Origin of the sequence: Pseudomonas sp. LPB4.O (assembly GCF_038383825.1) — a bacterium.
In the GTDB taxonomy this organism is placed as follows: Bacteria; Pseudomonadota; Gammaproteobacteria; order Pseudomonadales; family Pseudomonadaceae; genus Aquipseudomonas; species Aquipseudomonas putida.
The window spans coordinates 3,391,657-3,413,126 of the sequence record NZ_CP151298.1 but is presented as its reverse complement, the minus strand read 5'-3'; the positions used below and the strand labels follow the sequence as shown (position 1 = coordinate 3,413,126).

Below are 21,470 nucleotides of genomic sequence, written 5' to 3'. Positions count from 1 at the left end.
GTCTGGCTCTGGTAGCATTTGCCGCATGACGTATTCAGGAAGATTGACCTGGGGCCTGGTTATCTGGGCCGCCAGTTTCGCAGCATGGGGCCAGAGCGAGTTGCTGGTGAAGGTAAAACCAGCCAACAAAGCGCTCAAGGCCAATGTCGAAGGCTATATAGGCACCCTTGGTGACCGCGATGAAGAAGCATTGTTACGCTTCAGTCGCGGGGCAGAGGAGCAGGCGCGCAAAGCCGCGCAGGCACTTGGCTACTACCAGGCGCAGATCGATACCGAGGTAAAGCCCCCCAAAGACGCAGACCATTCCCCGCAACTGATCCTCAGCATCAACCCGGGCGAGCCGATCCGCCTGCGCAACGTGACCGTGCGCATCGAAGGCCCCGCCAGCGAAATGAAGGCCTTCCGTGTGCCCGACAGCAAGGCACTGCGCCCAGGTGAACAACTCAACCACGGCCATTACGAAGATGCCAAGCGGCTGATCCAGAACCAGGCGTCGCGCTACGGTTTTTTCAGTGGCCGCTTCAGCAGCCAGCGCCTGGCCGTCGACCCGCAGGCCGGTGTGGCCGATATCGAACTGGTCTACCAGAGTGGTCCGCGCTATCACTTGGGCGCAGTGACCTTCGGCGGCGACACGCCGCTGGACGATGACCTGCTGCAGCGCATGGTGTCGTTCCAGCCGGGCACCCCCTACGACTCGGAACTGATTGCCGAACTGAACAATGACCTGCAATCGAGCGGGTATTTTGAAGGCGTGCGGGTGGATGCTGCGCCCACCGCCGCGGTGGGCGAAGAAATCCCGGTGGATGTCCGCCTGGAAACCCGCAAACCACGCACCATGGGCCTGGGCCTGGGCTTCTCGACCGACGTCGGTCCGCGTGGCAAGGCCAACTGGACCCGCCATTGGGTCAACCCGCAGGGCCACAGTTATGGTTGGGAAACCGAGCTGTCGGCACCGCGGCAGAACGTTGGCCTGTGGTACGACATCCCCCTCGACCCGCCACTGACCGACAAGTTGCGCTTCGCCGGCGGCTACCAGAACGAGGAGCTTGCCGGTACCGATACCCTCAGCAAACTGCTGACAGTCGGCCCCGAGTGGCACAGCAAGCTGCCCAGTGGCTGGCAGCGGGTCATTTCGCTCAAGTACCAGCGCGAGGAGTATCGCCTGGGTGACGATTCCGGGCTGAGCAACCTGCTGATGCCTGGCGTGAGCTATTCCTTCCTGCGCAGTGACAACCGCATCGATCCGCACAACGGCTACCGGCTGCAGTTCGATGTACAGGCGGCCAAGGAAGGGCTGGTTTCCGACACCAACCTGTTGCACGGCAATGTACTGCTCAAGGGCCTGACCACGCTTGGCCAGAACCACCGCTTGCTCGGTCGCGTACAGTTCGGCGGCAGTGCGACCAATGGCTTCAAGAACAACATTCCGCCGTCGCTGCGCTTCTTCGCCGGTGGCGACCAGAGCGTGCGTGGCTACGACTACCAGACCCTGTCACCGAAAAACAGCGATGGCGACCGCATCGGCGGGCGTTACATGGTGGCCGGCAGTGTCGAGTACCAGTATTCGTTGACCGAAAAGTGGCGGATCGCGACGTTTGTCGACCAGGGTAACTCGTTCAACAACCTTGAGCTGCCCAGCCTCAAGACCGGTGTCGGTTTTGGTGTGCGCTGGGTTTCGCCGGTCGGGCCATTGCGCCTGGACCTGGCCAAGGCGCTGGATGACGAAGGGGGCATTCGCCTGCACTTTTCCATGGGGCCTGAGCTGTGAAACGCGTGATCAAATACATTCTGCTGGGCCTGCTCGGGGTAGTCGCGAGCCTGGGCCTGGTGCTAGGCCTGCTGCTGGGTACCGAGGCGGGTAGCCGCTGGGCGCTGGGCAAGGTGCCCGGGCTTGAGGTGACCAATTTCCAGGGGCGCCTGGCGGGTAGCTGGCAGGCCAGCATGCTGCGCTGGGCCGACGGTGGCAGCACGGTAGAGTTGCAGGCACCGCTACTGGCCTGGTCGCCTGCCTGCCTGCTGCGCGCCACCCTGTGCATCGACCGGTTGCAGGCACAACGCATCGACATGGCCTTTGCGCCAAGTGCCGAGCCGGCCGAAAGCGGCCCGCTGCAGCTGCCGGCGCTGCGCTTGCCGCTGGCCATCGAACTGGGCGAGGTCAAGGTCGGCCAACTGCGGCTGGATGGCAGCGACCTGCTGGGTGACTTGCAACTGGCGGCGCACTGGACCGGCACCGGGATGCGCATCGACAGCCTGCACCTGCAGCGCGATGACCTGCAATTGAACCTGCAGGGCGACCTGCAGCCCGAAGGTGACTGGCCAGTGCAACTCCAGGCGCAGCTGCAACTGCCAGCCGTGGACGGCAAACCCTGGCAGTTGGCACTGACCGCCACCGGCGAATTGCAAAAGACCCTGAAGCTTGCGGGCACCAGCAGCGGTTACCTCGACGCCACGCTGAACGGGCAGTTGCAGGCGTTGGCCGAGCACCTGCCGGCGACCCTGCAGATTCGTTCAGAGGCGTTCAAGCCGGCGGGCTCGCTGCCCGATACCTTGCAGTTGAATCAGCTCAAGCTTGATGCCAAGGGCGACCTGCTCAAGGGTTATCAACTGTCGGGAACGGCCAGCCTGCCGGCTGAACAGTCGCCAATCGCGTTGGCGCTGTCCGGGTTGGTCGACAGCAAAGGCGCCAGGCTCGATGCCCTTGACCTGACCGCCAGCGACACCCAGCGCGTGAAACTGCAGGCCACGGCCGACTGGCAGCAAGGCCTGACCGCCGATGCGCAGCTGGACTGGCAGGACTTCCCGTGGTTGCGCCTGTACCCGCTGGAGACACCCCCCGAGGTTACCCTCAAGCGTTTCAATACGCAGGTGCATTATCGCAATGGCAATTATCAGGGCACCTTCAAAGGCGACCTGGACGGCCCGGCAGGGGCGTTCAGCCTGGTCAGCCCGTTCGAAGGTGACCTGACCCAGGTGAAACTGCCGCAACTGGCGCTGACCGCCGGGCAAGGCAAGGCCGCCGGCAGTGTGGCCGTGCGTTTTGCCGACACCTTGGCCTGGGATGTCGACTTGCAGCTTTCGGCGCTCGACCCGGCCTATTGGCTGGCGGAGCTGCCGGGCACCTTGGCGGGTCCGCTGCGCAGCAAGGGCGAGATGAAGGGCGAGGTGCTCACCCTTGATGCCCAGCTTGATCTCAAGGGCCGCCTGCGCGGCCAGCCGGCAGTGTTCAAGGCTGAGGCCCAGGGGGCGGGGCAGAACTGGACACTCGGCGCCCTGGCGATCCAGCTGGGTGACAACCGTATCAACGGCAGTGGCAGCTTGCAGCAGCGCCTGGCCGGGCGAATCGACCTTGACCTCCCGCGCCTGGGCCAGCTGTGGCCAAGGCTGCAAGGCCAGGTCAAGGGCCGGCTGGATGTTGCCGGCACCTTGCAGGCTCCTCAAGGCACGCTGACCTTGCAGGGCCAGCACTTGGCCCAGGCCGAAAACCGGCTGCAACAGTTGGACCTGGATGCCCGCCTGGACAACGCCCAGCGCGGTGTGATCGAGCTAAAGGCCACTGGCATTCACCTGGGCGACACGGCATTGGGCACGCTGCAGGCCAACGGCAAAGGCGACATTCGCCAGCAAGCCTTGACCCTGGCGCTGGATGGCCCGCAACTCAAGCTTGACCTCGGACTGGATGGCCAGTTGAGCAAGGGTGACTGGCGTGGCCGCCTTGCGAGTGGGCGTATCCAGGCCGGTGGCCAGGATTGGCAGCTGCAATCGCCGGCACGCCTGCAGCGTCTGGCCAGCGGCCAGCTGGACTTCGGTGCCCATTGCTGGCGATCTGGCCAGGCCAGCCTGTGTGGTGACGACCAGCGCTTGGCGCCCGAGCCGCGCTTGCGCTACCACCTCAAGCAGTTCCCGCTCGACAGCCTTGCCCAGTGGCTGCCAAAAGACTTCGCCTGGCAGGGCCTGCTCAATGCGGATATCAATCTGGACATCCCGGCCAGCGGCCCCAAAGGCAACATTGTCATTGATGCCAGTGGCGGCACGCTGCGTGTGCGCGACAAGGGCCGTTGGGTCGATTTCCCCTATCAGGCCCTGCGTGTCGACAGCACGTTGGCGCCACAGCGTATCGATACCCGCCTGGCGTTCCGTGGAGAGCGCCTGGGCGAGCTGAACGTCAATACGCGCCTCGACCCGTTGGGCAAGAACAAGCCTCTGTCAGGTGATTTCCGCCTGGCCGGGCTGGACCTGTCGGTGGCGCGTCCGTTCGTGCCGATGGTCGAACGCCTGGCCGGGCAGCTCAACGGCAGTGGGCGGCTTTCAGGCACCTTGCTGGCACCACAGGTCAACGGCAACCTGATGCTCAGCGGTGGCGAAGTGAGTGGCGCCGAGTTGCCGGCCAGCCTTGAGGACCTGACGTTGCAGGCGCTGATCGCCGGCGAGCAGGTGCAACTCAATGGCAACTGGCGCAGCGGCGATGCAGGGCGCGGCCAGTTGAGTGGCAACCTCACGTGGGGGCAGGCATTGGGCATGGACTTGCGCCTGCAAGGCCAGCAACTGCCGGTCACGGTCGAGCCTTATGCAACGCTGGAGGTCGCCCCGGACCTGACCTTGCGCCTGATCGACGACAAACTGGCGGTTACCGGCAAGGTGCAAGTACCCAAAGGCAAGATCACCGTGCGCGAACTGCCACCGTCGACCGTGAAGGTATCGGATGACACGGTAATCGTCGGTCACCAGACCGAAGAGGGCAAACCGCCCATGGCGATGGCCATGGACATCGATGTCGAGGTGGGCCGCGACAAGTTGTCGTTCAGTGGCTTTGGCCTGACCGCCAACCTGCTTGGCCACGTGCATATCGGCGACAACCTCGACACCCGTGGCGAGTTGAGCCTGGCTGACGGTCGTTACCGTGCCTACGGCCAGCGCCTGACCATCCGCCGTGCGCGCTTGCTGTTCGCCGGCCCGATCGACCAGCCGTACCTGGACATCGAAGCCATCCGCACGGTCGATGATGTTATTGCCGGTATCCGCCTGAGCGGCAGTGCCGAGCAACCCACAACCAAGGTGTTTTCGGAACCGGCCATGAGCCAGGAGCAGGCGCTGTCGTACCTCGTGCTGGGGCGGCCTCTGGGCAACTCTGGCGAGGACAACAACATGCTTGCCGAGGCAGCGTTGGGCCTGGGGCTGGCAGGCAGTGCCGGTATCACCGGCAGCCTGGCATCGAGCCTGGGGATCGACGACTTCCAGCTGGACACCGAAGGCTCGGGCAACAGCACCAGCGTGGTCGCCAGCGGCAACATCACCGAGAAGCTGAGCCTGCGTTACGGCGTGGGTGTGTTCGAGCCTGCCAACACCATCGCGTTGCGTTACAAGCTGAGCAAGAAGGTGTACCTGGAAGCTGCCAGTGGGCTGGCCAGCTCACTGGACATCTTCTACAAGCGCGATTTCTGAAGCGGTGCCGGGGCGGCCGTCAACGGACAGTGGCCGCCTCGATGTATTCGTTGGTGTCGGGCGAGGGCAGTGGGCCGGGGGCGCGTACCGGGGTGATCAGGCTGGTGTACTCCTCGATGAGCCGGTTCAGGGCTTCCGGCGGCTCGCTGGCCTGGAACTGCATGCGGATCTGCACTTCGTCAGGGTCACGGCCTTCGCCCTGACGGCCTTGGCCACCGATGGTGACCTTGAAGCTGGCAGCCTTGTTCTCGCTCGCGGTCAGCAGTGCCTGTTGTGCTTCGGTCCCTTTGACCCGGACCGACAGGTCCACCTGCATGCGCTCCAGGGCCAGGCCCTTGGGCGACACCAGTGCAAACAGGGGGACGCGCATGATGTGCTGCCCATCCATGGCCACTTCGACCATCTTGGCTTTCATGGGGGCGCCCAAGGCGTCGCTGTCGCACTCGAAGAACTGGTCGAACAGGTTGATGTACTGCTGTGCAATCAGGCTGTTGGTGGCGCTTGCGGCTTCCTGCAGGCCACGGGTGATCTCACGCAGGTCGATGGAGGTCATCGGGGCAGGGGGCTTGTTCATGGGCTCGACTCCTCAGGCCAGGTGGTGCCCCCCGGTGCTGGCCAGGGGGCTGTTTGCGGCTCGTGGAGCGTCTCAAGGGGTGTTGTTGCCTGCATCGGCAGCAGGGTCTTTCAAGGTGTCGGCCTGGGAAATTTCGTCCGGGCTTTGCAGTTCGGCGGTTCTGACCACGGTTGGCTTGGTTGCCGCGTCGGTGAGGAACTCGATCACCCTCATCATCGCTTCAGGTGGCTCCTGGCGCTTCATCGTCGTATTGAAGGCGTAGCGGGCGCGGGTGTCGGTCTTGCGTGTCTGGGCGGACTTGTGGCTGACGCTGCCCTTTACGTTCAGCTTGAAGGGCCCCCACCCCAGTGAGCCGGTCACGTCCGCACCCATTTCCGTGCTGGAGGTGTCTTCCGACATCTGATTGATGATCAGCTCGAATTCGACATTACCTTCATCGATGGAGATGTTCGGGTGTGTGATGGCCGCCAGCAATGGCACCTTCATGGTCTTGCTGACCACGCCCTTGTATTCACCCTGTTCGTCGACGATGGTCTCGTCGTAATCGAACTGGATAGCCACGGCCTTGCCGTCTTGCACACATACCTGCATCAGGAAGTCGGCGTACGACTTGCTGGCGGTAACCTGGGCCTGGACCATGGCCTGCAGGGGGCCTGCGATCATGCGGTCCATGGGCAAGGCGTTGATCACGGATCCGATGAGGCTGTTATCTATCGACATGTTTTGTTGCTCTTTTTATGGAGGGGAAGGATGGCCACCTCTGGCGGCCTCGGTGCTGGTCGTCAGCGAGCGCAAGTTTCCTGGCGACGGATGTTGCCGATCTGGCGCAGGCTCAGACCGTACTTGTTGGCCAGCAGGCTGCGTGAAAGGCCATTGGCGCTTTCTTTCTGGATCTGCTGATTGCGCAGCTGGCGTAGGAAGTGGTCAGCCTTGGGGATCTCCAGGGCTACTCCGGCAAAGCGCTTGATCAGTGCGTCCAGCGCTTCGGCCGGCAGTACGTCGGCGAGCTTGGTACGTTCGCGGTATTTGGGGATGTACTTGGGCCTGCCGCCGTAGGCGCAGGTCAACTGGTAGGCGTTGTCGATGCCGATACAGTCGACCAGGGCCTGCAGCGAGTGGGGCAGTTGGCTGATATCGATGAGGCTCAAGTCTGGTAATTCCATATGGCGCTCCTTCGGGATGGGGGAATGTGCGACCCGATCACCAGCGGCGTTATGTCGACGGTGTGAGCAAATTCTGTGTGACACCCCCGGCGCGTCGCTAGGTGACATATGGGTTGCAGCTTGTAGCCTCGGTGAACAGCGATTGCAGGCAGCGATATCCTGCGTTGTAGGACATGTCTCCACGATGTGGCTGTGGCCGTTGATTTCCCATCAGGGCGCTCCGCTCGTCCAGTGATGGGCCAGGGTACCCTCAGTTGCAGGGGTAGCTGCTCAGCAGGCTAGCGCTGCGCAGGTAGGCCTGAGGCGCATCGAGCATGCCTTGTGGCAGCGCCCGCCAGTCGACCAGCAGGCACAAGGCATGCAATGGCTGCCCGCCGCGCTGACCGATGACCGTGCCGGAAAAGCTGCGGCGGTACAGCGCCTGGGTCTGGTGCAGCGCCTGCACCTGATCGGCTTGGGCCAAGGTCTGCCGGACCAAATCAGGCAACTGGGCCATGGGGGCGCTGAAATGCAGTGGGGCGCCGGGTGCCTGCAGGTAGCCAGCCTGACGCACGCGCTGCCACAGTTGTTGCCACTGGCTGGCGCCAGCATGGCGCTCCAGGTCGCGACCAAGCTCAAGCAGTTGCGCTGCCGTTACCTCGCGGGTGTCCAGCGCGTGAAGGGTAAGCGGGGTGAGAATCAGGGACGCGAACAGCAGGGGTTTGTACATGATGCCTCCGGCATGGGTGCTTGGAGCCCCATGCTTTCAGGCAGTCGCCACCCTACCCAGCAGGAAATGCAGCGCCGGGCCCTATGGGCGTTGTATCATTGCCACGGCTCGTTGCGAGCCATTTGCCCCTGATGTTGCAAGGAACTTTCGATGACACACGTGCAGCGCCTCAAATATTCCCTTCTGATCATCCTGGTAGTACTGGGCCTGATGCTGGGCCTGTCCCACCTGCAGAAGCAGGGCACGATCAGTGAGCAGACCTTCCAGATGGCGGCCATCGCCATCGCCGTTGTGGTCGTGGTGATCAACGGCATTCTGCGGCGCAAGGTCAAGCCCTGATCCGTGCGGGCCGGCCAGGTGTGGCCGGCCATGCGCTCAGGGCGTGTGTGTCTGCTCCAGTACGGCGCGCGCCTGGGGGTTGAGGCTGTAGCACTTGTCGTTGCCCAGTTCGATGACACCTTCGGTGCACAGCCGCTTGAGCACCTCACGCACGCTGAGGAACGACAGCGGAATATCCAGCTGTTCCAGTTGTGCGTGCACGCCGCGTACGCCAATGCTGCGGCCATTGCGGTCAGCGGCGTGCAAGGCATCGATCACCTTGAGCCGGATCAGGCTGGTTCGCAGGCCGAAGGTGCGCAGCAGCTCGCGGATCTGTTCGTTGCCGATGCGTTCCTCAGAAAAAACGTCCTGTCCGTTGGGCGCTTTGCCTGGGACGCGCCCGGCGTGAGTCGAGGGTTGCGGGTTGTACATGTGAATGCTCCTTTTCGTGGACGAACCCGAAATGTGGTTGCCTCACTTACTAGGACGAATGAGAACGCAAAAACTGCAACCCACTCGTAAAAAAAATGGCTGTTCCTCTTCAAGACGTTCCATCGCCTTGTAACACGTAAAATTTTCACCTGGCCGCTCGTCTGATCGGGATAGACCCCGAATCCGAGGAGTGCCCGTGTTTCCACTTTCCCGTCCCATGACGTGCGCAGGCCTGGCCGCTGCACTGGTGGCCTTCAGCGTTGCGGTGCAGGCGCAGCCCGCTACCGATGCCAGCGCGCAGATCCGTCGAACCAGTTACGGAGTGCCGCATATCGTGGCCAAGGATGAGCGCGGCCTGGGCTACGGCGTTGGCTATGCCTATGCCCAGGACAACCTGTGCCTGCTGGCCAACGAGGTGCTGACCGTGAGCGGTGAGCGCTCACGCCATTTTGGTGCCAAGGGCAAGACCCTGGAGCAGCGTGACAACCTGACCAGCGACCTGTTTTTCACCTGGCTCAACAGCCCGACGGCAGTCGATGCGTTCCTGCAGGCGCAACCGGCGCAGGTGCAGGCACTGCTGGCGGGCTATGCCAGCGGCTACAACCGGGCGCTCGCCGAGCGCCGCCGCGAAGGCTTGCCCGCCGAATGTGGCAACGGTGAGTGGCTGCGGTCGATCACCAGCCAGGACCTGGTCAAGCTGACGCGCAGGCTATTGGCCGAGGGGGGTATAGGGCAGTTCGTCGAGGCACTGGCGGGCGCGCACCCACCTGCGGCGGGCAGCCAGCAAGCGTCGGCAGGTTTCGCCACAGCGCTGGCGCGGCAAGAACGCTTTGCCACGGAGCGCGGCAGCAATGCGGTGGCCGTGGGCGCGCAGCGTTCGGCCAATGGCCGCGGCCTGTTGTTGGCCAACCCGCACTTCCCGTGGATGGGCGGCATGCGCTTCTACCAGATGCAGCTGACCATCCCTGGCCAGCTCGATGTGATGGGCGCGGCATTGCCGGGCCTGCCGGTGGTCAATATCGGTTTCAACACGCACCTGGCCTGGACGCACACCGTCGACACCTCCAACCACTTCACCCTGTATCGGCTGCAGCTCGACCCCAAGGACCCGACCCGTTACCTGCTTGATGGCAAGTCGCTGCCACTGGCCCGGCAAACCATCAGCGTTGCGGTCAAGGCAGAAGATGGCAGCCTGAGCCAGGTAGAGCGGCAGGTCTACAGCTCGCAATTCGGCCCGGTGGTGCAATGGCCCGGGCGCCTGGACTGGGATGCGCACGCGGCCTACAGCTTGCGTGACGCCAACCTTGAAAACACCCGAGTGTTGCAGCAGTGGTACCAGATCAACCGTGCCGACAGCCTGGCGGCGCTCAAAGGCTCGGTCGAGCAGTTGCAGGGTATTCCTTGGGTCAACACCTTGGCCGTGGACCAGGGCGGTGGGGCTCTTTACCTGAACCAGTCGGTGGTGCCGTATGTCGACCAGCAACTGCTGGGTGCCTGCAGCAACCCACAAGGGCAAGGGCGCATGGTGGTGCTGGATGGTTCGCGCAGCGCCTGTCAGTGGAAGGTCGACGCGCAGGCTGCGCAACCGGGAATCTTCCCGGCGCGACTGCTGCCGAGCCTTGAACGCCAGGATTTCGTGCAGAACTCCAACGACCCGGCCTGGATGGCCAACCCGGCGCAGCCGCTGACCGGCTATTCACCCTTGGTCAGCCGCAGTGACCAGCCGCTGGGCATGCGCGGCCGCTTTGCCCTGCAGCGCCTGCAGGGCACGGCAAGGCTGGGCGTGGATGACCTGCAGCGCATGGTGACCGACGACGAGGTCTACCTGGCCAGCCTGGTGCTGCCAGACCTGCTGCAATGGTGCGAGGGCGCAGGCGCAGATATACAGGCCGTGTGCAGCAGCCTGGCTGCCTGGAATGGCAAGGCTGACCTCGACAGTGGTATTGGACTGGTGCATTTCCAGAACCTGTTCAATGCCTTGGCCGAGCACCCGGAAAGCTGGCGGGTGGCCTTTGATCCGGCAGACCCGCAGCACACGCCGCGTGGTTTGGCGGTGGAGCAGGCGGCCGTGCGCAAGCTGGTACACGAGGCGGCACTGGCGTCGCTCAAGCAGGTGAGCGACAGCGGTGTAGCGGGGGAGGCGCGTTGGGGGCAGGTGCAGCAGGCGCTTGATGGTACGCCGGTACCGGGTGGCCCGCAGGCGCTGGGGGTGTACAACGCGATGTACAGTGTGCCGCACGGGCCGGGCAAGCGGCTGGTGGTCAGCGGTACCAGCTACTTGCAACTGGTCAGCTTCACCGACAAGGGGCCAGAGGCTCGGGGGTTGTTGGCGTTCTCCCAGTCGAGCGAAGCGGCTTCGGCGCATGCCAGTGACCAGACCAAGGCCTTTGCGGCCAAGCAGCTGGCGGTGATGCCGTTTACCGAGGCACAGATCAAGGCAGACCCGGCGTATCGGGAAGTGGTGATCAGTGAGCGTGACAAAGGGGCAGTGGCGCAACAGTAGCGCTTTCTGCTGCGACTGCGATCTTGCAGGAGCGGCCTTGTGCCGCGAAAGGGCTGCGGTGCAGCCCCAGCAATTTCGGTGGTTATGCTGAGATCTGGGGCCGCTGTGCGGCCACTTCGCGGCACAAGGCCGCTCCTGCATGGGGCACGCAGTGCCCGTCAGGAAAACTCGAACGGCGCCAGCTGAAACCCTTGCTCATCTACCTGCAAGGCCCAGCCCCGGCGGTCCCAGTCCCCCAGCACGATGCGCCGTGCCGGTTCCCCATCAACCACCAGCTTGTGTATCGCCGGCCGGTGGGTATGGCCATGCACCAGCGTACGCACGCCATGCGCCGCCATCACCTTGGGCACTTCCTCCGGTGTGACGTCGACAATTTCGGTGGCCTTCATCCGCACTTGCGTGCTGCTTTCGCTGCGCAGTTTGCGCGCCAGCTTGTAGCGGGCTGACAGCGGCAGGTGGCGCAAGATCCACAAGCTCAGCGGGTTGCGCAGCAAGCGGCGCATCTTCATGTAACCCAGGTCGCGGGTGCACAAGGTGTCGCCATGCATCAGCAGTACCTGTTCACCGCCCAGCTCGATCACACTGGGGTCGCTCAACAACGTGCAGCCCGCAGCGTCGCAGAAAGCCTGGCCAATCAGGAAGTCACGGTTGCCATGCATCAGGAAGATGGCCGTACCGCAGTCGCTCAGCCGGCGCATGGCCTGGCAGATCGACTGCTGGAACGGCGTCATGGCATCGTCGCCGATCCAGGCTTCAAAGAAGTCGCCGAGGATGTACAACGCCTTGGCGTGGCGGGCACGGCCGTCGAGCAGATCAAGAAACGCCCGGGAAATGTCCGGGCGCTCTTCTTGCAAATGCAGATCGGAGATCAGCAGTATCACCCAATGATCTCGGCTTTCTCGATGATCACGTCTTCTTTTGGTACGTCCTGGTGGCCAGCCTTGGAACCGGTGGCGACCTTCTCGATGGCATCAACCACTTCACGGCCTTCGATCACTTCGCCGAACACCGCGTAGCCCCAGCCCTGTACGTTCTTGCCGCTGTGGTTGAGGAAGTCGTTGTCGGAGGCGTTGATGAAGAACTGCGCCGAAGCAGAGTGCGGCTCCATGGTGCGGGCCATGGCGATGGTGTACTTGGCGTTTTTCAGGCCGTTGTCCGCTTCGTTCTGGATGCTGGCACGCTTGTCACGCTTTTCGTTCATGCCTGGCTCGAAACCGCCGCCCTGAATCATGAAGCCTTTGATCACACGGTGGAACACGGTGTTGGTGTAGTGGCCTGCGTTGACGTATTCGATGAAGTTGGCCACGGTAATCGGGGCTTTTTCAGCGTTCAGTTCAATGACGATGTCGCCGTGGTTGGTGGTCAGTTTGACTTTGGACATGCTGAAACTCGCTTTTTCAAGGCAATCGGGAATTAGGGTGCGCAGGGCGCCGGTTATCACCTGACGCATATTCAGGCGATCACGACACATGGCGCGCACTGGCCATTTTGCCAGGCTTGGGCAAAAAGCCGTGATAAATCACGCCAGTTTGTCCGGGCCCGACTGTCAGCAGCTTGACTGCTTCGGCTATGATAGGCCCTTTGATTCAATCGGCCTACCCAGGCCGGACACGTGCATTCAAGGATCCTATGAGCAAGCCCACTGCCGACAACGCGCCCAACGCCGCTGCCAAAGGCGCCCCCGCTGTCCCTGCGAACTTCCTGCGGCCGATCATCCAGGCCGACCTGGACTCGGGCAAGCACAGCAGCATCGTCACTCGCTTCCCGCCGGAGCCTAACGGCTACCTGCACATCGGCCACGCCAAGTCGATCTGCGTCAACTTCGGCCTGGCCAAGGAATTCGGGGGCGTCTGCCACCTGCGTTTCGATGACACCAACCCGGCCAAGGAAGACCAGGAATACATCGACGCCATTCAAAGCGACGTCAAATGGCTGGGCTTCGACTGGGCCGGCGACGTGCGTTATGCGTCCAGCTACTTCGACCAGTTGCACGACTGGGCGGTCGAGCTGATCAAGCGTGGCAAGGCCTATGTCTGCGACCTGACCCCTGATCAAGCGAAAGAATACCGCGGCAACCTCAAGGAGCCGGGCAAGAACAGCCCGTTCCGCGAACGTAGCGTGGAAGAAAACCTCGAGCTGTTCGCCCGCATGAAGGCCGGCGAGTTCAAGGACGGCGAGTGCGTGCTGCGGGCCAAGATCGACATGGCTTCGCCGAACATGAACCTGCGCGATCCGATCCTGTACCGCATCCGCCATGCCCACCATCACCAGACCGGTGACAAATGGTGCATCTACCCCAACTACGACTTTACCCACGGCCAGTCGGACGCTATCGAGGGCATCACCCACTCGATCTGCACCCTGGAGTTCGAAGGGCATCGCCCGTTGTACGAATGGTTCCTCGACAACCTGCCGGTGCCGGCGCACCCGCGCCAGTACGAGTTCAGCCGGCTGAACCTGAACTACACCATCACGTCCAAGCGCAAGCTCAAGCAGCTGGTTGACGAAAAGCACGTCGACGCCTGGGACGACCCACGCATGTCGACCCTGTCCGGCTTCCGTCGCCGCGGCTACACCCCGGCTTCGATCCGCAACTTCTGCGAAATGATCGGCACCAACCGCTCCGACGGCGTGGTCGACATGTCGATGCTCGAGTTCAGCATCCGTGACGACCTGGACCGCACCGCACCGCGCGCCATGTGCGTGCTACGCCCACTGAAAGTGGTCATCACCAACTACCCGGAAGGCCAGGTGGAGCAGCTTGAGCTGCCACGCCACCCGAAAGAAGACATGGGCGTGCGTGTGCTGCCGTTCGCGCGCGAGCTGTACATCGACCGCGATGACTTCATGGAAGAGCCGCCCAAGGGCTACAAGCGCCTGGAACCGGCCGGTGAAGTGCGCCTGCGTGGCAGCTACGTGATCCGCGCCGACGAGGCCATCAAGGACGCCGATGGCAATATCGTCGAGCTGCGTTGCTCGTACGACCCGGACACCTTGGGCAAGAACCCTGAAGGCCGCAAGGTCAAGGGCGTGATCCACTGGGTGCCGGCCGAGGGCAGCGTCGAGTGCGAAGTGCGCCTGTACGACCGCCTGTTCCGCTCGCCGAACCCGGAAAAGACCGAGGACGGCGGCAGCTTCCTGGACAACATCAACCCGGACTCGCTGCAAGTGCTCAGCGGTTGCCGTGCCGAGCCGTCTCTGGCCCAGGCGCAACCCGAGGACCGCTTCCAGTTCGAGCGCGAAGGCTACTTCTGCGCCGACCTGAAAGACAGCCAGCCGGGCCGCCCGGTGTTCAACCGCACTGTCACCCTGCGTGACTCCTGGGGCAGCTGAGGAAACGCCGTGCTTACCATTTACAACACCCTGAGCAAAGCGAAGGAAACCTTCAAGCCGCTGGATGGCAACAAGGTGCGCATGTACGTGTGCGGCATGACCGTGTACGACTACTGCCACCTGGGCCATGGCCGCAGCATGGTGGCCTTCGACCTGGTCACCCGCTGGCTGCGCAAGAGCGGCTACGAGCTGACGTATGTGCGCAACATCACCGACATCGATGACAAGATCATCAACCGGGCCAACGAGAACGGCGAAAGCTTCGACGCGTTGACCGCCCGCATGATTGACGCGATGCACGAAGACGAGCGCCGCCTGAACATCCTGCCGCCAGACCAGGAGCCGCGTGCCACTGACCATATCGCCGGCATGCACGCGATGATCCAGACCCTGATCGACAAGGGTTATGCCTATGCCCCAGGCAATGGCGACGTGTACTACCGCGTCGGCAAGTTCGTCGGCTACGGCAAGCTGTCGCGCAAGAAGATCGAAGACCTGCGCATCGGCGCACGCATCGAGGTCGACGAAGCCAAGCAGGACCCGCTGGACTTCGTGCTGTGGAAGGGCGTCAAGCCCGGTGAGCCGAGCTGGGAATCGCCATGGGGCCCGGGCCGCCCGGGCTGGCACATCGAGTGCTCGGTGATGTCCACCTGCTGCCTGGGTGAGAGCTTCGACATTCACGGCGGTGGCAGCGACCTGGAGTTCCCGCACCACGAGAACGAGATTGCCCAGAGCGAGGCGGCCACAGGCAAGCAGTACGCCAACGCCTGGATGCACTGCGGCATGATCCGGATCAACGGCGAGAAGATGTCGAAGTCGTTGAACAACTTCTTCACCATCCGCGATGTGCTCGAGAAGTACCACCCGGAAGTGGTGCGTTACCTGCTGGTGGCCAGCCACTATCGCAGCGCGATCAACTACTCCGAAGACAGCCTGCGCGACGCCAAGGGCGCGCTTGAGCGCTTCTACCACGCCCTGCGCGGCTTGCCACGGGTAGCGGCCAAAGGCGGCGAAGCGTTTGTCGAGCGTTTTAGCGTGGCGATGAACGACGACTTCGGCACCCCCGAAGCCTGCGCCGTGCTGTTCGACCTGGTGCGCGAGATCAACCGCCTGCGCGACAGCGACCCGGAGGCTGCTGCCGGCTTGGCTGGCCGCCTGCGCGAGCTGGGTGAAGTGCTGGGTGTGCTGCAGCTGGAGGCCGATGACTTCCTGCGTGCAGGTGCCGAAGGCAAGGTCGATGCTGCCGAGGTGGAAGGCCTGATTCAGGCGCGTCTGCAGGCGCGTGCGGACAAGAACTGGGCCGAGTCGGACCGTATCCGCGACCAGCTCACCGCGATGGGTGTGGTGCTGGAAGACAGCAAGGGCACGACTACCTGGCGTTTGGCTGACTGATCGGCGTACTGGGGCTGCTTTGCAGCCCTTTCGCGGCACAAGGCCGCTCCTACAAAGGTCGCCGCAAGCCTTTAATGCTGCGCTACCCCTGTAGGAGCGGCCTTGTGCCGCGAAAGGGCCGCAAAGCGGCCCCGGCTTTTACTTGCCAAGCCCGGCAAGCGGGCAGTGCAATACCAACTTCGCCCCACCCAACTCGCTCTCCCCAATTTCCAGCCTGAACCCATGCAGGTCCACGATCGCCGCAACGATCGACAATCCCAGCCCAAACCCAGCATGGCGATGGCCTTCATCGCTGCGATAGAAGCGCTTCAGCACCGCAGTACGCTCTTCTTCGGGAATGCCCGGCCCGCTGTCCTCGATAGCCAGGTGCACGCCGGTGTCGTCGTGTGTCGCGCTAATTCGCACTTGCCCACCCTCGGGCGTGAACTTGATACCGTTGCCCACCAGGTTGGCCAGTGCCTCGAACAGCAGTTCGCGGTCACCGTGCAGTGCCGGCAGCTGCGCGGGCTGGTGCAATTCCAGGTGGATGCCGCCATCCTCGGCCAAAGGCAAATAGAAGTCGTGCAGTTCGACCAGCAGTTCATGCGGGTCAAGCTGGACGAAGCCGGCCCGGCGCTGGCGATCTTCCAGTTCGCTGATGCGTAGCAACCCGCGAAAACGCGCCATCAGGGTGTCGGTTTCGCCGATGGCCTGGTCCAGCGCCTCGGCTTGCGCGGAGTCGACGTCGCTCTGCTGGCGAATCCGGTACAGCTGGGCGCGCAAGCGGGTGAGCGGGGTACGCAGGTCATGGGCAATGTTGTCGCACACCCCCTTGACCTCATGCATCAGCCGCTCGATGCGGTCCAGCATGGCGTTGACGATGGCCGCCAGCATGTCCAGCTCATCGCGCCGGGCCGACAACGGGAGGCGGTGGGTCAGGTCGCCGGCAACGATCAGCTCGGCCTGGGCCTGGATTGCGCGGATACGCTTGAGCGGCCTGCGCCGTAGCAGGTACCAGCCGGCAAAGCCTGGGATCAGCGTCAAGGAGATACCCCAGAGCAGGGCATCGAGGATGATCCGGGTAACCACGAACAGTGAGCCGTTATCGCGGAACAGTACCAGCCAGCGGCCATCTTGCACTTTGATCGCCACCGCATCGCAGCTGTCGCGGGGCAGGTGTGGGTCGTCGGCATCCAGGCAGCGTTTCAACTCATGGATCTTGCCGTCCAGCCTGAGCTCCGGGGGCAGGGCGCGCACACTGCCGCCAATCGGGTTGAGGTGGGTGTCGAACAGGCCATAGGCGTCAAAGCTGCGCTCCTCGAAGGCCTGGCTGGCGATCAGGGCGTCGTCCAGCTGCTTGCCGCTCATGTGCGCGAACAGGTGTTGGCGCTGCAACATGGAATGGCGGGTGAGCTTGTTCAGGTAGCTGGACACCTCGAAGTACAGCACCCCCATGAGGATGCTGCTCCAGGCCACGAACAGAAAGCTGTACAGCGCCAGCAGGCGGCTTGTCGAGGAGCTCCAGCCTTTAGACGGGTTCAGCAATGGCATAGCCGGAGCCCCGTACCGTACGGATCAGCGGCGACTGGCCGGGGGAGTCGATTTTCTTGCGCAGGCGGCCGATGTGCACGTCGATCAGGTTTGTGCCAGGGTCGAAATGGTAGCCCCAGACTTCTTCGAAAATCATCATCCGTGTGATCACCTGGCCGCTGTGGCGCATCAGGTACTCCAGCAGTTTGTATTCGGTGGGCAGCAGGTTGAGCGTATTGTCACCGCGGCGCGCCTCGTGGCTGATCAGGTCCAGTTGCAGGTCGGCGACCTGGAGGCGTGTCTGGGTCATGGGCACACTGTTGCGGCGCAGCAATACCTCGACCCGTGCGGCCATTTCGTCGGAGGCAAACGGCTTGGTCAGGTAGTCGTCACCGCCGGCCCGCAGGCCGCGTACCCGTTCGTCGACGTCGGAGAGGGCGCTGATCATCAGGATCGGCGTGGCGATCTTGAGGCTGCGCAGGGTGGTGACGATGGTCAGGCCATCGACCTCGGGCAGCATGCGGTCCAGGGTGATCAGGTCGTAGCCACCGGCAATGGCCTTGGCCAGGCCTTCACGGCCGTTGTCGGCCCACTCGACCTCCAGGCCGTGGCTGGTAAGTTCGGCGACGATTTCCTGGCCGGTGACGGCGTCGTCTTCGATGGTCAGTACGCGAGGCATGCTGGTTCCTGGGCATCTAATAGAGATTTGATTGTGCCAAAGAATAGACAACCGGCGATTTAAGAAAAATTCATCTAGCGTCTTTTACCTGCACTGGCCGGTTCACCCGCGAAGCAAGCGGCGCGGTGTTTCAGCGGGCTCCGATACCTTCGGCATGCATGATCTGCGCAATGATCGGCACCGGGGTCATCAGGTGCGAGCGCATCATGGCGCTGGCGCGTTTGGCGTCACGGGCGAGGATCACCTCGACCAGCGCCGCATGCTCCTGGCGCTTGAGCTCAAGGGCCTGTTCGGAGAACACCGTCTGCGTCAGCCACAGGTGGCGGTAGCGCTCGGCCTGGTCGAACAGGTAAGTGCGCGCCTGAAGCAGGTGCTTGGAGCCACAGCCGGAGGCAATGGCGGTATGAAACGCCTTGTGCCGCTCGTCCCACACATCCAGGCGCTGCTCGCGGGTTTTCACTTCCACCACCTTGGCCAGGGTATGCGAGTGGGCCAGCACTGACGCCTCCCAGGCGTCGTCGCCGCGCTCGATGGCCAAGGCGATGATCATCGCTTCCACGTTGGCGCGGGCATCGTAGATGTCGTTCATCTCGTCCAGTGACATGGGCGCCACGCGGTAGCCTTTCTGGCTGATCGCGTTGACCAGGTGCTCGGCCACCAGTTGCGACAGTGCTTCGCGCAGCGGGCCCACGCCCAGGTCGTAGCGTTCCTTCAGGGCGCTCATCAACAGTTTTTCACCGGGCTTGAACACGCCCCGGATGATGTCCTTCTTGAGCCTCTCATACCCGCTGAAAGCTGAGTTTTGTCGGGGGGCGAGCGCTTCCAAGATCCTGTTCCTCAATACGTTTTGCCGATCATACCGAAACCGCCTGCTGACGAAAAACAATGGATAAAAAACTAAATTGTCGCCCAAATACAAAAATGTAGACATTTCCAGTTAGTGGCGATATTTTTACCTCGCCCGCACTGATCCAGGTCATGACCGGACGGCGCTCTCCACTTTTTCTGCCAGGACACTGCCATGAACGCTTTTACGCAGATCGAAGAACTTGTGATGCCACTGCCGCTCGAGCCGCGTGGTTACACCATTGCCCCTTCGAAACAGTCGCCGCGCCTGCTTGAACTGACCTTCGCCCCTGAAACCGTCGAAGCGTTCGTCCAGGCTGTTGCCGAGTGGCCGGTGCAGGCGTTGGAGTACAAATCGTTCCTGCGTTTCCGGCTGGGTGAAATCCTTGACCAGCTGTGCCAAGGCACCCTGCGCCCTGTGCTGCTCAACACCATCCTCGATCGCGCCACCGGCGGCATGCTGATTACCCCGCTGGGCCTGGATGACGTGAGCCAGGCCGAAGACATGGTCAAGTTCACTACCGCCTGCGCACACCTGATCGGCCGTTCCAACTACGACGCCATGAGTGGGCAGTTCTATGCGCGCTTCGTGGTGGTCAACTCCGACAACTCCGACAGCTACCTGCGCCAGCCGCATCGGGTGATGGAACTGCACAACGACGGCACTTTCGTTAACCAGATTACCGATTACGTGCTGATGCTGAAGATCGACGAAAAGAACATGGAAGGCGGCAACTCGCTGCTGCTGCACCTGGATGACTGGGAGCAGTGCGAGGAGTTCTTCCGCCACCCGATGGCCCGCCGCGAAATGCGCTGGACCGCACCACCGAGCAAGAAGGTCGCCGAAGATGTGTTCCACTCCGTTTTCGACACCGATGGCGAAGGCCGCCCGACCATGCGCTACATTGACCAGTTCGTGCAGCCGGAAAACTACGAGGAAGGCATCTGGCTGAACGCCCTGTCCGATTCGCTGGAAGGCAGCGGGAAGAAGGTGTCGGTACCGGTGGGCGTGGGCAGCTTCCTGCTGATCAACAACCTGTTCTGGCTGCATGGTCGCGACCGCTTCACCCCGCACGAGGGCCTGCGCCGTGAACTGATGCGTCAGCGTGGTTACGTCGCCTTCCCCAAACCGCTGTACCAGCGCGGGCAATAATGACAGGGCGCAGGGCGGGCGCCCGCCCATGCGTCGTCGCACAACATGATGCCACCAGGGCCCGAGCGGGCCTTGGTGAGCGAGCCAGGCAATGCCTGCGTGTGAGGTAAGGCTGTGTACGATTTCATCATTATTGGCGGTGGCATTGTGGGCATGTCCACGGCCATGCACCTGATCAAGGTCTACCCGGACGCGAAGATTCTTCTGCTGGAGAAGGAGTCCGGCCCGGCCCGCCACCAGACCGGTCACAACAGCGGCGTGATCCACGCTGGCGTGTACTACACCCCAGGCAGCCTCAAGGCGCGCTTCTGCCTGGAAGGCAACAAGGCCACAAAGGCCTTCTGCACCCAGCACGGCATCCCCTTCGATGAGTGCGGCAAGCTGCTGGTAGCCACCAACGAGCTGGAAATGCAACGCATGAAGGCGCTGTGGGAGCGTACCGCGGCCAACGGCCTGGAGCGCCACTGGCTGTCGGCCGACGAACTGCGCGAGCGCGAGCCCAATATCGTGGGGATGGGTGGCATCTTCGTGCCGTCCAGCGGCATCGTCAACTACGCCAAAGTGACTGCTGCAATGGGCGCTGAATTCCAGCGTGCCGGCGGCGAAATCCGCTATGGGGCAGAGGTGGTCGGCCTGCAGGAGCAGGCCAGCGAAGTGATCGTGCGCACACAGCGCGACGAGTTCCGTAGCCGTTTCCTGGTGACCTGTTCGGGCCTGATGGCCGACCGCGTGGTCAGCATGCTGGGCCTGCGCACAGAGTTTGTCATCTGCCCGTTCCGGGGGGAGTACTACTTGCTGCCCAAGCAGCACAACCAGATCGTCAACCACCTGATCTACCCGATTCCCGACCCGTCGATGCCGTTTTTGGGCGTGCACCTGACCCGCATGATCGACGGCACCGTCACGGTTGGCCCCAACGCCGTACTGGCGATGAAGCGCGAGGGCTACCGCAAGACCGACGTCAGCGCCGGCGACCTGTTCCAGACCCTGACCACCCCCGGCATTCTCAAGGTGCTGGCGAAGAACTTCCGCCCGGGCCTGATCGAGATGAAAAACTCACTGTTCAAGGGCGGCTATCTCAAGCAGGTGCAGAAGTACTGCCCGAGCATCACCAAGGCCGACCTCACGCCTTACCCGGCCGGCGTACGCGCCCAGGCGGTGTCGCGCGACGGCAAGCTGATCGACGACTTCCTGTTCGTCAACACCGCGCGCAGCGTCAACGTGTGCAACGCACCGTCGCCGGCGGCCACCTCGGCCATCCCGATCGGCGCCTACATCGTCGACAAGGTGTGTGAGCAGGTCACCCTCGCGGGTGGCAGCGTCCCCAAGGCGGACCTGGCGGCCAGCCGGCGGGCGGCCAGCTGACAACGCGGTAACAGGTTCTGCGGTTTCCTTTTACTCAACCCGAACTGCCCTGCTA

At 62.9% G+C, this 21,470-nt stretch carries 18 protein-coding genes; 8 read left to right on the top strand and 10 right to left on the bottom strand.

Features of this window, described 5'->3' with window-relative positions:
* Positions 1-25 precede the first annotated feature (25 nt).
* Together MRBLPB4O_RS15310 and MRBLPB4O_RS15305 are read left to right on the top strand one after the other, a co-directional pair.
* On the top strand, positions 26-1,768 hold the full coding sequence (locus MRBLPB4O_RS15310; RefSeq protein WP_341795758.1) for an autotransporter assembly complex family protein: 1,743 nt from the start codon (positions 26-28) through the stop codon (positions 1,766-1,768).
* A complete protein-coding gene (locus MRBLPB4O_RS15305; RefSeq protein WP_341795756.1) occupies positions 1,765-5,439 on the top strand; it encodes a translocation/assembly module TamB domain-containing protein in 3,675 nt (1,224 codons plus the stop codon). The genes MRBLPB4O_RS15310 and MRBLPB4O_RS15305 overlap by 4 nt, the downstream gene beginning before the upstream one ends.
* 19 nt (positions 5,440-5,458) lie before the next feature.
* On the opposite strand, the gene MRBLPB4O_RS15300 is transcribed toward MRBLPB4O_RS15305, so the two are convergent.
* The 4 genes from MRBLPB4O_RS15300 to MRBLPB4O_RS15285 form a co-directional block, all read right to left on the bottom strand.
* Positions 5,459-6,013, bottom strand: coding sequence for a DUF2589 domain-containing protein (locus MRBLPB4O_RS15300; RefSeq protein WP_341795755.1), 555 nt, complete (start codon positions 6,011-6,013; stop codon positions 5,459-5,461).
* 72 nt (positions 6,014-6,085) lie between these two features.
* Positions 6,086-6,733 carry a DUF2589 domain-containing protein gene (locus tag MRBLPB4O_RS15295; protein ID WP_016499989.1) on the bottom strand — a complete coding sequence of 216 codons (648 nt, stop codon included), beginning with the start codon at positions 6,731-6,733 and terminating at the stop codon, positions 6,086-6,088.
* Between the two features lie 62 nt (positions 6,734-6,795).
* On the bottom strand, positions 6,796-7,176 hold the full coding sequence (locus MRBLPB4O_RS15290; RefSeq protein ID WP_258657081.1) for a Mor transcription activator family protein: 381 nt from the start codon (positions 7,174-7,176) through the stop codon (positions 6,796-6,798).
* Positions 7,177-7,426: 250 nt separating this feature from the next.
* Positions 7,427-7,885 carry a hypothetical protein gene (locus MRBLPB4O_RS15285; protein ID WP_341795753.1) on the bottom strand — a complete coding sequence of 153 codons (459 nt, stop codon included), beginning with the start codon at positions 7,883-7,885 and terminating at the stop codon, positions 7,427-7,429.
* 150 nt (positions 7,886-8,035) lie between these two features.
* Here MRBLPB4O_RS15285 and MRBLPB4O_RS15280 point away from each other — a divergent pair, with 150 nt between their 5' ends.
* Entirely contained in the window at positions 8,036-8,224 is a 189-nt protein-coding gene (locus MRBLPB4O_RS15280; protein WP_016499986.1) for a hypothetical protein, read from the top strand.
* Between the two features lie 36 nt (positions 8,225-8,260).
* On the opposite strand, the gene MRBLPB4O_RS15275 is transcribed toward MRBLPB4O_RS15280, so the two are convergent.
* On the bottom strand, positions 8,261-8,635 hold the full coding sequence (locus tag MRBLPB4O_RS15275; RefSeq protein WP_341795752.1) for a fe2+ zn2+ uptake regulation protein: 375 nt from the start codon (positions 8,633-8,635) through the stop codon (positions 8,261-8,263).
* 196 nt (positions 8,636-8,831) lie between these two features.
* Between MRBLPB4O_RS15275 and MRBLPB4O_RS15270 the strand changes: the two genes are divergently transcribed.
* Entirely contained in the window at positions 8,832-11,138 is a 2,307-nt protein-coding gene (locus MRBLPB4O_RS15270) for an acylase (protein WP_341795751.1), read from the top strand.
* A 158-nt stretch (positions 11,139-11,296) separates the two neighbouring features.
* On the opposite strand, the gene MRBLPB4O_RS15265 is transcribed toward MRBLPB4O_RS15270, so the two are convergent.
* Positions 11,297-12,019, bottom strand: a complete 723-nt coding sequence (locus MRBLPB4O_RS15265; protein WP_341795750.1) for a UDP-2,3-diacylglucosamine diphosphatase — start codon at positions 12,017-12,019, stop codon at positions 11,297-11,299.
* Positions 12,016-12,519 carry a peptidylprolyl isomerase gene (locus MRBLPB4O_RS15260; protein WP_031311992.1) on the bottom strand — a complete coding sequence of 168 codons (504 nt, stop codon included), beginning with the start codon at positions 12,517-12,519 and terminating at the stop codon, positions 12,016-12,018. The genes MRBLPB4O_RS15265 and MRBLPB4O_RS15260 overlap by 4 nt, the downstream gene beginning before the upstream one ends.
* Before the next feature lie 248 nt (positions 12,520-12,767).
* On the opposite strand from MRBLPB4O_RS15260, the gene MRBLPB4O_RS15255 reads away from it, so the two are divergent.
* Both MRBLPB4O_RS15255 and cysS read left to right on the top strand, forming a co-directional pair.
* Entirely contained in the window at positions 12,768-14,471 is a 1,704-nt protein-coding gene (locus tag MRBLPB4O_RS15255) for a glutamine--tRNA ligase/YqeY domain fusion protein (RefSeq protein ID WP_043196351.1), read from the top strand.
* A 9-nt stretch (positions 14,472-14,480) separates the two neighbouring features.
* Positions 14,481-15,863: a cysteine--tRNA ligase gene (gene cysS / locus MRBLPB4O_RS15250; RefSeq protein WP_016499980.1), complete on the top strand. Its 1,383-nt coding sequence runs from the start codon at positions 14,481-14,483 to the stop codon at positions 15,861-15,863.
* 138 nt (positions 15,864-16,001) lie between these two features.
* On the opposite strand, the gene MRBLPB4O_RS15245 is transcribed toward cysS, so the two are convergent.
* From MRBLPB4O_RS15245 to csiR, 3 genes are all read right to left on the bottom strand, one after another.
* Positions 16,002-17,393, bottom strand: a complete 1,392-nt coding sequence (locus tag MRBLPB4O_RS15245; protein ID WP_341795749.1) for a HAMP domain-containing sensor histidine kinase — start codon at positions 17,391-17,393, stop codon at positions 16,002-16,004.
* Positions 17,371-18,051 (bottom strand): response regulator transcription factor, encoded by a 681-nt coding sequence (locus MRBLPB4O_RS15240; RefSeq protein ID WP_016499978.1) that lies wholly within the window; start codon positions 18,049-18,051, stop codon positions 17,371-17,373. The genes MRBLPB4O_RS15245 and MRBLPB4O_RS15240 overlap by 23 nt, the downstream gene beginning before the upstream one ends.
* A 130-nt stretch (positions 18,052-18,181) precedes the next feature.
* A complete protein-coding gene (csiR, locus tag MRBLPB4O_RS15235; protein WP_341795748.1) occupies positions 18,182-18,877 on the bottom strand; it encodes a DNA-binding transcriptional regulator CsiR in 696 nt (231 codons plus the stop codon).
* Positions 18,878-19,072: 195 nt separating this feature from the next.
* Between csiR and glaH the strand changes: the two genes are divergently transcribed.
* Both glaH and lhgO read left to right on the top strand, forming a co-directional pair.
* Positions 19,073-20,050 (top strand): glutarate dioxygenase GlaH, encoded by a 978-nt coding sequence (glaH, locus tag MRBLPB4O_RS15230; RefSeq protein ID WP_016499976.1) that lies wholly within the window; start codon positions 19,073-19,075, stop codon positions 20,048-20,050.
* A gap of 114 nt (positions 20,051-20,164) precedes the next feature.
* A complete protein-coding gene (lhgO, locus tag MRBLPB4O_RS15225; protein WP_341795747.1) occupies positions 20,165-21,415 on the top strand; it encodes an L-2-hydroxyglutarate oxidase in 1,251 nt (416 codons plus the stop codon).
* The last annotated feature ends 55 nt before the right edge of the window (positions 21,416-21,470 follow it).